At 39.7% G+C, this 10,964-nt stretch carries 7 protein-coding genes, 4 tRNA genes and 1 pseudogene; 1 reads left to right on the top strand and 11 read right to left on the bottom strand.

From position 1 onward, the window contains the following. Position 1: 1 nt before the first annotated feature. The 10 genes from AB7942_RS21315 to AB7942_RS21360 all read right to left on the bottom strand — a co-directional run bounded on the left by AB7942_RS21315 (position 2) and on the right by AB7942_RS21360 (position 8,652). Positions 2-802 carry a two-component system regulatory protein YycI gene (locus AB7942_RS21315; protein ID WP_369448414.1) on the bottom strand — a complete coding sequence of 267 codons (801 nt, stop codon included), beginning with the start codon at positions 800-802 and terminating at the stop codon, positions 2-4. Continuing rightward, positions 789-2,111, bottom strand: a complete 1,323-nt coding sequence (locus AB7942_RS21320) for a YycH family regulatory protein (protein WP_369448415.1) — start codon at positions 2,109-2,111, stop codon at positions 789-791. The genes AB7942_RS21315 and AB7942_RS21320 overlap by 14 nt, the downstream gene beginning before the upstream one ends. After that, positions 2,108-3,934, bottom strand: coding sequence for a cell wall metabolism sensor histidine kinase WalK (gene walK, locus AB7942_RS21325; protein WP_369448416.1), 1,827 nt, complete (start codon positions 3,932-3,934; stop codon positions 2,108-2,110). Before walK ends, AB7942_RS21320 begins: the two co-directional genes overlap by 4 nt. A 5-nt stretch (positions 3,935-3,939) precedes the next feature. Further along, complete coding sequence (gene yycF, locus AB7942_RS21330) at positions 3,940-4,650, bottom strand: response regulator YycF (RefSeq protein ID WP_088084860.1); 711 nt, start codon at positions 4,648-4,650, stop codon at positions 3,940-3,942. A 195-nt stretch (positions 4,651-4,845) separates the two neighbouring features. Then, the gene (locus AB7942_RS21335) at positions 4,846-6,267 is read right to left on the bottom strand and encodes a peptidoglycan DD-metalloendopeptidase family protein (protein WP_369448417.1); all 1,422 of its coding nucleotides are present in this window, start codon (positions 6,265-6,267) and stop codon (positions 4,846-4,848) included. A gap of 393 nt (positions 6,268-6,660) precedes the next feature. After that, positions 6,661-6,733 (bottom strand) — tRNA-Phe (locus AB7942_RS21340). 7 nt (positions 6,734-6,740) lie between these two features. Next, positions 6,741-6,817, bottom strand: a tRNA-Asp gene (locus AB7942_RS21345). A gap of 65 nt (positions 6,818-6,882) precedes the next feature. Beyond that, positions 6,883-6,954 (bottom strand) — tRNA-Glu (locus AB7942_RS21350). A 36-nt stretch (positions 6,955-6,990) separates the two neighbouring features. After that, a tRNA-Lys gene (locus AB7942_RS21355) sits at positions 6,991-7,066 on the bottom strand. A 293-nt stretch (positions 7,067-7,359) separates the two neighbouring features. Continuing rightward, positions 7,360-8,652 (bottom strand): adenylosuccinate synthase, encoded by a 1,293-nt coding sequence (locus tag AB7942_RS21360; protein WP_369448418.1) that lies wholly within the window; start codon positions 8,650-8,652, stop codon positions 7,360-7,362. A 388-nt stretch (positions 8,653-9,040) separates the two neighbouring features. On the opposite strand from AB7942_RS21360, the pseudogene AB7942_RS21365 reads away from it, so the two are divergent. After that, positions 9,041-9,163 (top strand): annotated as a pseudogene (locus AB7942_RS21365) (nuclease-related domain-containing protein); the annotation flags it as partial. A 365-nt stretch (positions 9,164-9,528) separates the two neighbouring features. Here the strand turns inward: AB7942_RS21365 and dnaB are convergent. Further along, positions 9,529-10,884 carry a replicative DNA helicase gene (dnaB, locus tag AB7942_RS21370; RefSeq protein ID WP_088084864.1) on the bottom strand — a complete coding sequence of 452 codons (1,356 nt, stop codon included), beginning with the start codon at positions 10,882-10,884 and terminating at the stop codon, positions 9,529-9,531. Positions 10,885-10,964: the final 80 nt, after the last annotated feature.

Here is a 10,964-nt window from a genome sequence, read left to right on the forward strand (position 1 = left end):
TTCACTCCAATTTACTATTTTCATCGCTGTTAAATTGAATAATCTGCCCTTCAAATGCGTTCACAAACAGGCTCTCCTTACCATCGACCTCAAAGCGCCAAGTTGGTGCTAATACTTGTGAAGCAGCCAACTGGATGAGTGTGGAGTAGCCAAGCTCTACCCTGGTAATTTTACTCTTCGACTTCAACATCCCTTTCTGGTGCAAGGTTTCAATCGCCTTTAACGGCTTAAGAATTTCTTCTTTTGCTGTTAAAGTTTCCATTTCCTCTAGGAAGGTCTGTTCATAAGAAACAATTTGATTATCTTCATCCACTTTAAATATGATCATCCCATTAATATTCTTAAACAACGGGAAATTCTCTGATCGTTGATAGTAAGTGATCGTTTGATCTTTGTCACTTTTCTCTCCAAATTGATAATCCTCTCCAAAAAGAACATTATCCATTAAAAAAGAAGAAAGCTCTGCCGGTTCAAACTTATTAGTTAACTGCAGTGGTTTCTCTAATTTGGCATGGAGAGAGGTTGTCCCGATTCCGCTTAGAACAACACTCTGCCCCTTAAGTTTTTTAATATCTTCTTGATTAAACATCTTAGGCTTTGCACTAAGGTATTGAGACTTAATGGGATCCTTGGGAAGGTCCACAAATTTGATTTCATCCGCTTTCAGTTTTTCTTCAAATGAGGCCTCAGTAATCACTTCATATTTATTGGCATCACGGACTTTCATGAATTGAAATAAGAGATAAACATCTAAAATTAAGAACGTTATAATAAAAATGGTTTTAATCTTACTCCAATCCATGCTGCAATCCTCCTAGGTCTTCCATCGTAATCTGCCCCCATGTTTTATCATAGCGATAGAACCAGGCGGGTTCTAAAAGGATTAGCTTATTCTCATCTGAATCCCTTTCCATCCGATAGCCCAAGATCATTTCTTCAAGAAGACTTGGCTTAAAATTCTTTTTGTTTTGTAAAAATTCCAGTGCATCATGCCCTGATGGGCGTGTGACCTTTTTCATTTCCGTTGTAAGGGGAAGCTCCAAAGAAATATTTGGCCGAATATATTGATTGATTTCATCTCGACCCCAAACTTCACTAATTTCAGCAATCCCGTTTCCGTTAAAGACGGGATAGCCTTCGATGCTGTATAAACGAAAGGTTACGGAGTGATTAAGTTCATTTTTATCAACATAGCGATAAGGGTCTGTCCAGCCACCATGTTCATTCACAAAGTCAATACTCCGTTTGACTAATTCATAAGAGCTATTAACAAAATTCTCTTCCACGGTTGGATTGACATATCGAAGGACGTTACTTTCGAAATTCAACGTCATTTTACTAGAATCGTTCGTATATTCCTCCCCTGAAGGGACGAAGCTTTTTTGCACAAAACTAGGGTCGCTGAAAAGTGCTTCTTTAAATTCCTCTGAATCAAGATTAACAGGCAAATATTTATAGGTTGTCATTTCTGTTTCAGTTTCTGGAAGAAAAATCGTCCGCCATTCAGAAGCTTCATAGGCGAAATGACGTGGGAACTGCGCTGCATTTTTATAAATATTACGATTAAATTCACTTAAATGAGCGGAAGAAATATGACTTATATATACTTGCTGATGTTCAGTGGAAACAAAATAAACAATCCCATTTTCCTTTTCTGAATTCTCAACATTGACAATGATTCGATTGAAGGTGAAAGAAGGTATTTTTTTAGTTTCAATATTTAAGACACTGCGATATAACTCAATCGGGACTTCTCCTGGAAAAATAATTTCCGCATTGCCGCTGCCATGGATTAATTCCTTGATGTTTTTCACTTCGTTTGTATATTTTTTTACATCAAAAAAGGCCCAACTGCTTAATTGCTTAAGAACCTTTTCGATCTCTTCCGTGTTATTGGTTCCATAATGCTGACCCTTTACGTGAAAAAACACCTGGTCAGGCCTGACGATCTTTTGGACCTCTTGTTTTTCACTTAAGGTGACTTCAGCAACCGTATTACTTTTTTCCATCGTGTCGTAATTAGGCTGGTAGGTCCAAAGATTCCATGTTAAAAGAATACTAACCAGAACTAAAAAGGTTAAAATCCCTGACTTAATATTTTCGTATCTCATGACCATTCATCCTCTTCAGAACGTTCATATGGGAGTGAAAAGGAAATCTTTGTTCCTTTCCCTTCCTCACTTGTTGCCCAGATTGCTCCGCCATGAGCATTAACCATTTCCTTTGCAATCGCCAGACCTAGGCCCGTACCGCCAAGTTTCCGAGTTCTCGCTTTATCGACACGATAAAAACGGTCAAAAATCTTTCCAATATTCTCTTTCGGAATCCCCATGCCTTGATCTTTTACGCTGACAATCATTTTATCGTCCTTTTCTTTAATCGAAAATGTAACGTTTCCGCCTTCAGGTGAATACTTTAAGGCATTTGAAATAATATTGTATAAAACCTGTGTCATTTTATCTTCATCAATTTCAACAAATATCACCTGATTCGGGAGTTTTCTTTTAAAGGTGACGTTTTGTTCCTTCGACATTTCAAACCTGTCGATGATGCGGTGGAAGAAGTCGACGAAGTTTACCCATTCGATTTTCAGCCTGTAATCCGTACTATCCATTTTTGAAAGCTGGAGCAGGTCATTGACCAAGCGAATCATTCTTTCTGTTTCGGTCCGCGTCACTTCTAAAAATTCCGGAGCAATCTCCTCATCCCGCCAGGCACCATCTGCAAGAGCTTCTAAATAACTCCTCATTGTCGTTAGCGGTGTCCTAAGTTCATGGGATACATTGGCGACAAACTCTCTTCGTTCGGCGTCAATTTTTTCTTGATCCGTGATATCATGCAAAACCGCAATTAATCCATTGACAAAGCCCGTCTCTTTTTGAATCACAGAGAAATTGGCACGCAGGAAATAACGCTCGGTTTTTGTACTGTAATCTAAAATGATCGAATCCTTTTCCTCCAATAAGTCTTCGAAGGAATTGGTATCATCTAAATCTAATAACGATACAATTGGCTGGGTCAGCACTGTTTCACGTGAAACATTCAGCATTTCTGCCGCTGGTTCATTGATTAAAATAACCCGGCCTTTCCGGTCGGTAGCAATTACACCATCCGTCATATAGGACAAAACAGATGACAGCTTCCGGCGTTCCCCTTCGGTCATGGCCTGTGCTTCCTGGAGCTTTTTCGTTAAATTATTAAACGTAACAGCCAGTGTCCCAATTTCATCGTTGCCATATACTCTTACTTTCCTTGAAAAATTACCCTTGGTCATCGCTAATGCCTGCTTCTTCATATCTGCAATCGGCCTTGTGATGGTTTGGGCTAATAATATCCCTAATATAGCTGTAATCGATAAGGCAATCGCTGTCCCTGTAGCAAAAATCCCATTAATAGTTTTCATTTGTTCAAAGACATTTTCTATTTTTGCGACAAGGTAGATCGCACCAATTACTTTTTTACCAGACATAATTGGAGTAGAGAGGACCCAAATCCGATGACCTGTTTGGGGGTCGATTAATATTGCGCTTTGATCCTCTTCTAAAACCATTGATTGTTTGATCCGGAGCTCTGTTGTCCTTTGTCCAACCACCCCTTGGTTACTGGGATGTGAGGTACCAAGAATTTTAAGGGATCTGTTTTCAATCACCCGAACTTCCGAAATATCACCTGCATCAAAGTCTCTAAGGATTTTTTTGATATCCTCTTCGAGTGTTGGATCTTCAGGCGTTCTCTCTTTCTCCATTTCCTCAACCAGATTGTAGGCAAGCAAATCCACCCGTTGCTTTATCGAAGTCTGAAAGTTTGTCCGTAATGTTTCTTCAAGCTGATTGACAAAATAAACACCGATAATTTGCATGGCTACTAAAATAAGGAGGACATAGATGATAACGAATTTGACGTTTATAGAGCGAAAGAAACCAACCTTTCTCATTCATCTTACTCCTGTTCAGGATTCCGCAAATAGTATCCAACTCCGCGGCGAGTGACAATCCACGTTGGATGACTCGGGCTGTCCTCAATTTTTTCCCGCAATCTTCTAACAGTTACATCAACGGTTCGCACGTCTCCGTAGTAATCGTAACCCCAAACCGTTTGCAGGAGGTGTTCCCTCGTCATCACTTGACCGATATGTTTAGCCAAATAGTAAAGCAATTCAAATTCACGGTGTGTAAGCTCGATTGTCTCACCGCGTTTTGAAACGACATAAGCATCAGGATGGATAGTAAGTGAACCAATTTCAATTTCATTGGTTTCGTTCTCTGCATCTGGCTGCGTCAGAATTTGCTGGTGACGGCGCAAGTTAGCTTTTACGCGTGCAATCAATTCTCTTGTACTAAACGGTTTGGTTACATAATCATCCGCACCGAGTTCAAGACCTAAGACTTTGTCAATTTCAGAGTCTTTGGCAGTCAACATAATAATCGGCATTTCATACTTCTTGCGGACTTCACGGCAAACTTCCATCCCGTCTCGTAATGGAAGCATAATATCTAAGAGGATTAAGTCTGGTTCGATTTCATCAACCAACTGGAGTGCTTCGTTTCCGTCATAAGCACAATAGACAACGTAACCTTCTTTTTTTAAGTTAAACTGTAAGATATCAGCAATTGGCTTTTCATCATCAACTACAAGAATTTTCTTTTCCATACCATATCTCCTTATCATTTAGTCGATCTAATCTATTTAACAAATGCTCTAGAAGTCATAACTATACTAGATTACTGTATCATGTTATTGGCATAAATTCACCTATAAGTACTATTTGGCAAGATCTGGGGTCTGGAGCCAAACAATTCTCTAAGAATAAAGAAAAGCCTCTAGTGCCAACTAGAGACTTACCTTTTATCTTAAATAGGAAAGTGGATTTACTAGGCTGCCATTCTTATACACTTCAAAATGCAAGTGTACACCTGTTGCATCTCCAGTAGCTCCCATTACACCTATACTAGTACCCTTTGAAACCGTCTGGCCTACCCTAACCTTGAGCGACGACATGTGTCCATAAAGGGTACGGAAACCATTTTTATGGTCAATGACAATTTTATTCCCATAACCACCGCCCCAGCCAGCAGAAACAACGACGCCATTATCAGCTGCCTTTATTGTTCTGTTGCTTGGTCTGGCAATATCAATACCTTTGTGCATTCTGCCCCATCTAGGCCCTTGTTTACTGGATACATACCCACCTACAGTCGGCCAGGCAAAGTTTCCTTCTCCACGAGACGGAATGACTTTTGTTCCTTTGATAACAATCTGATTCACAGGCTGTTCAAGGACTGTTGCATTTGACTCCACTTTCTGCACTGCTACACCATTTTGTTCAGTAATTTTATAGGTAACAGACCGCGAGCCACTTTTACCCTCTTGTTTTACCTTTGTCTCACCTTTTAGCAAGGAAGAGTCTTCAACAACTGTATTTTTAAATGGAATTTCTTCCTTTTTATTTACCTCTTTATCCACAATCACTTCGATAAATGGTTTTGGAACGGTAATATTAATTTTTTCTCCGATTTTTAAGAGCGTATCCCCTTTTAGTCCGGGATTCACTGCTGAGATCTCCGCCAGTGTCAAGTCGTGGTCTTGTGCAATCATTTCGAGCACATCGCCTTCTTTAATCACATATTTCTGTCCTTCTAATGTACCTTTTTGTAAAAAGGTTACTGCTTCTTCGGCTGACATCATTTTTTCTGGAACAATATTTTCTACTGAAAAGGAAACATTCTTTGATAATCGAACGTCTAATAGACGAGACTCATTTTCTTTTAATGCTGGTAATGTCGAATTGACGGAAGCTTTTCTGGCCTTAAGTTCGGTTAATTGATCCTCCGGCACGTAATGTTGGATCAGCTTCTTCATAACTTCTTCAGCTGTATTTTGATTATCTACGTAAACAACGGGCTTACCATCAATAATAATCGCAGAGGCCTCTGTTTGAAGTTGGAATATACTCTTAATAGTTCGGACTGTTTCTTGCTTGTTTGCAGAAGAAGGAAATACTTGATATGGAATGTTTTGCACCTGTTGATCGATATTGTTGCTGTTATCGACTTCTGCAGCAATTATTTTATTTACTACAGCTTTATCTGCAACATTTCCTATATATGTACCATCCAGATATACGTCATAATCCTTGGTTGAATTTGATGTATCGGCAAAAGCGACCGGTCCGTTACTAAATGCAATCAGCGATGAAGCGATTGTAGTAGCCATCGTTGTCTTGAGAAATAACTTTTTTGTTTTTGATATCTTATTGAAAAGTAGCATTTATCCTCCCTAAACCACGGTAAAACCCTCTTAATCTAGTGTTTACCCACTTAAGAATTCCCCAGTATTTTAGACCTTCTATACTTTAACATAATTTTTTGTAAATAGATTAATAGTCTTTATACTGTAACAAAAATGTATAATTACTGACATTCACCTACATTTACGTGAAATATTCTAATTAGATTTCCTCGTTTTTCTTTTTAAAAAGCAGGGGAAAGGCCCTATTAAATAAGGGTTTTTCTAGTCCAGAAGGTGGAGGATGAAATTATTACAATAATCGACAAAAACTCATGGTTCTTTTGTAAAAAAGAGGTGGTTTTATTACACTGGGATTACAATCGCAGTTTTTAACTAAAAAAAGAAGCCTGCAAATGCAAGCTTCTCTTTTTATGGCTCAGGACGGAATCGAACCGCCGACACAAGGATTTTCAGTCCTTTGCTCTACCGACTGAGCTACTGAGCCAGAGTAATGGCGGTCTGGACGGGACTCGAACCCGCGACCTCCTGCGTGACAGGCAGGCATTCTAACCAACTGAACTACCAGACCAATATTTAATTGATTGTCAGCAAGGAAACCGTCCTTGCCAGCCTCTTACTGACAATCAAAAGCCATGACCCCTACGGGACTCGAACCCGTGTTACCTCCGTGAAAGGGAGGTGTCTTAACCGCTTGACCAAGGGGCCATATATTGAAAGTTATTTTGCTAAAGCAAAAAACTATGGTGAGCCATGAAGGACTCGAACCTTCGACCCTCTGATTAAAAGTCAGATGCTCTACCAACTGAGCTAATGGCTCGTACTAAAATAATTCTCTAATCCATTAATTCGCCGGATGCCCACGCCTCAGTAAGCTTATTCAAGTAGCAGCTCGGCGTGTGCCCTGATGCTATTTCAAGGAAGCTTATTCGATCGTGCTCTACCAACTGAGCTAATGGCTCGTACTAAAAACGTTTCAAAAACTTTGTCGTATTGTGACGACGCTTTTTATAATAGCACGGACTATCTATTAAACGCAATACTTTTTTCAAAAAAACTTTTCAAAAGATTTGAAGCCCTCTAATTAGAGGGCTCCATTAGTTAAGTTAATAATTAAATTTGTCTCCATGGGCTGCGGACTACATTTGTTTGATTACGATCTGGACCGACAGAGAAAGTTGTTAACGGAATTCCAGTAAGCTGTGTTACACGTTCCACGTAATGACGTGCATTTTCAGGTAATTCATCTAATGTTTTAACTCCAGTAATATCCTCACTCCAGCCAGGTAATTCTTCATAGACAGGTTCGCACTGTGATAACACCTTTAAGCTTGCAGGATATTCTGTAATCAATTCATCTTTATAACGATATGCAGTACAGATCTTTAATGTCTCAATACCCGATAGTACATCAATCGAGTTGAGGGACAGGTCGGTTAAGCCACTTACACGGCGAGCATGGCGAACTACCACACTGTCAAACCAGCCAATTCGACGAGGACGCCCAGTTGTTGTTCCATATTCACGACCAACTTCGCGGATGCGATCGCCGATTTCATCATTTAGTTCAGTAGGGAAAGGTCCATCACCAACACGAGAAGTGTATGCCTTACACACTCCAACCACATGAGTGATTTTAGATGGTCCGACACCAGACCCAATCGTCACACCGCCGGCTACTGGGTTAGATGAGGTCACGAATGGGTATGTACCTTGGTCAATATCAAGCATTACACCCTGTGCACCTTCAAAAAGAACCCGTTTGCCTTCATCTAAGGCATCATTCAATACAACTGATGTATCACAAACATATTGTTTAATTTGCTGACCATATTCATAATACTCTTCTAGGATTTCTTCCTTCGTAAATCCGGTAGTATCATAAATACGTTCGAACAAACGATTTTTCTCTTGTAAATTACGATCAAGCTTTTCTTCAAATACATCATGTTCGAGCAGGTCAGCGATTCTAATCCCCACGCGAGCTGCCTTATCCATATAGGCAGGTCCAATCCCTTTTTTAGTCGTTCCAATTTTATTAGCGCCCTTACTTTCCTCTTCCACTGCATCAAGTTTTAAATGATACGGAAGGATGACGTGGGCCCGGTTACTAATACGAAGATTATCGGTTGTAACGCCCTTTTCATGTAAGTAGGCAAGTTCGGTTACAAGTGCCTTTGGATCAACAACCATACCGTTTCCAATGACACAAATTTTTTCCTTATAAAAAATTCCTGATGGAATTAGATGTAATTTGTATGTTTCTCCATTGAACTTAATGGTGTGGCCTGCATTGTTTCCTCCCTGGTAACGGGCAATTGCCTCGGCATTTTCTGAAAGGAAATCGGTAATTTTACCCTTTCCTTCATCTCCCCATTGCGTCCCAACCACTACTACTGATGACATATAAGGCACCTCCAAATTAAATACGTTTTTCTATTTTCCATACACAAGTTTACCAACTTTCATGGCTAAAAGCAAACAAAACACGAACATTTTATATAAGTATATATTATTATGTTCGTAAAATATTAATTTAGGAATCTATCAATATCCCAACTTGTAAATCTAAATATTTTTCCATAAAATAGAATTATAGTTTCGTAAAATAATGATAAGGATGTGGAATATGATTATTAAACATCGGCAAGAGCGATCGGAAATAATAATTTTAAGATCTTTAAATGTTCGAATGAGTTTATCAGATAAGGAAGTTACTAACTATTTAAATCTTAAAAAAGGATACGAAGGGGAGCAAAAGAGTGATATATGATTAGAAGGGCTTTCCGAGGATTGGCTTATTATCCATGATTTATTACTTAAGTATAACAATTCTAAATTTCAAATTGATACCTTATTTATTTCGCAGAACACCATTTACCCTTTAGATGTGAAAAATTATGAAGGTGACCACTAAGTTGATAAATGGTATATTAGCGCTAAAAAAGACGGAAAGAATCCGTTACACCAATTGAGTCGTTGTGAAACTTTACTTCGATCCTTGCTCCGCGACCTTGGTTATCATTATCCGCTGGAATCCTACCTTATCTTCATTAACCCCGAGTTTCATTTATATCAAACCTCAATAAATCCTTCTATTGTTTTTCCAACACAGCTGAACCGCTTTTTGAAAAAGTTAAATACGAAGCCGGCAAAATTGAATAAAAGACACTTCAAATTAGCTGAGCATACCGCTGATCCATTATCTAAGCCTCCACGACCAATAGTCGCTATTAATCTAAACACAAAAAAGGCTAGCCCAAAAACTTGGCTAGCCTTAATCTATGCACCCGGCGGATCATTATACCGTGTCTCTAGGTTGACGAACTTATTATATTCCTTTACAAAGGCTAACGACACTGTTCCAGTCGGGCCGTTACGCTGCTTTGCAATAATGATCTCGATAATATTCTTATTCTCTGATTCCTTATCATAGTAGTCATCACGATACAAGAACGCCACGATATCGGCATCCTGCTCAATACTTCCGGATTCACGGATATCGGACATCATCGGGCGTTTATCTTGACGCTGCTCGACACCACGTGAGAGCTGAGAAAGAGCAATAACAGGAACCTTTAATTCACGTGCTAATTGCTTTAGGGAACGTGAAATCTCAGAAACTTCCTGCTGACGGTTTTCACCAGATCGTCCGCTTCCTAAGATCAGCTGCAAATAATCAATTAGAATCATGCCTAAACCATGCTCCTGCTGGAGACGGCGGCATTTGGAACGGATATCACTGATTCGTACCCCTGGAGTATCATCGATAAAAATCCCTGAACTCGACAAGCTGCCCATCGCCATCGTCAGCTTACCCCAGTCTTCATCCGTCAGGGAACCTGTACGAAGCCTTTGCGCATCGATATTCCCCTCAGAACAAAGCATACGCATAACCAGCTGTTCGGCACCCATCTCCAGACTAAAAATCGCGACATTTTCATTCGTTTTCGTCGCCACATTGGCTGCAATATTCAAGGCAAACGCTGTTTTACCCACGGAAGGACGAGCGCCAACAATAATTAAGTCATTACGCTGGAATCCTGCTGTCATTCGGTCCAGTTCCGCAAATCCTGTTGAAATACCCGTAATGTCCCCAACACGGTTATGCATTTCCTCAATATTGTCATACGTACGCACAAGTACATCCTTGATATTATGGAAAGCACCGGCATTCTTTCGCTGCGCCACTTCCATAATACTTTTTTCCGCTTCACTTAAGAGAGCTTCCACTTCATCTTCGCGGGAATACCCATCCGAAGCAATGCTCGTTGCTGTACGAATTAATCTTCTAAGTAATGACTTTTCTTCTACTATTCTTGCATAATACTCAATATTTGCTGCTGTCGGAACAGAGGCGGCCAATTCCCCTAAATAACTAACCCCGCCTGTATCTTCAATCAGTTTGGCAGCTGAAAGCTCCTCAGTTACCGTAACTAAGTCAACTGCTTTCCCTTGATCATTTAGACTAAGCATGACATTAAATATTTTTTGGTGGGAAGCACGATAAAAATCCTCAGGAATTAATATTTCTGAAGCTAAAATCAAAGAGGCAGGTTCTAAAAAAATCGCCCCTAAAACAGCCTGTTCGGCCTCTATATTTTGCGGCGGCATCCGGTCCGCATATAAGTCATTCATCTATCAAAAACCTCCTATCATGAAGAGGATGATTTATATTAAAATAGCAAAAGCTCAGCAATTATCAAAGTTCTAAACTA

The sequence above is a fragment of the Neobacillus sp. BF23-41 genome, assembly GCF_041106275.1.

What these genes read in the sequence shown, in the direction of transcription:
- AB7942_RS21315 (WP_369448414.1), bottom strand. Translation starts at nt 802, where the DNA reads ATGGATTGGAGTAAGATTAAAACCATTTTTATTATAACGTTCTTAATT.
- dnaB (WP_088084864.1), bottom strand. Translation starts at nt 10,884, where the DNA reads ATGAATGACTTATATGCGGACCGGATGCCGCCGCAAAATATAGAGGCC.
- yycF (WP_088084860.1), bottom strand. Translation starts at nt 4,650, where the DNA reads ATGGAAAAGAAAATTCTTGTAGTTGATGATGAAAAGCCAATTGCTGAT.
- AB7942_RS21360 (WP_369448418.1), bottom strand. Translation starts at nt 8,652, where the DNA reads ATGTCATCAGTAGTAGTGGTTGGGACGCAATGGGGAGATGAAGGAAAG.
- AB7942_RS21320 (WP_369448415.1), bottom strand. Translation starts at nt 2,111, where the DNA reads ATGAGATACGAAAATATTAAGTCAGGGATTTTAACCTTTTTAGTTCTG.
- AB7942_RS21335 (WP_369448417.1), bottom strand. Translation starts at nt 6,267, where the DNA reads ATGCTACTTTTCAATAAGATATCAAAAACAAAAAAGTTATTTCTCAAG.
- walK (WP_369448416.1), bottom strand. Translation starts at nt 3,934, where the DNA reads ATGAGAAAGGTTGGTTTCTTTCGCTCTATAAACGTCAAATTCGTTATC.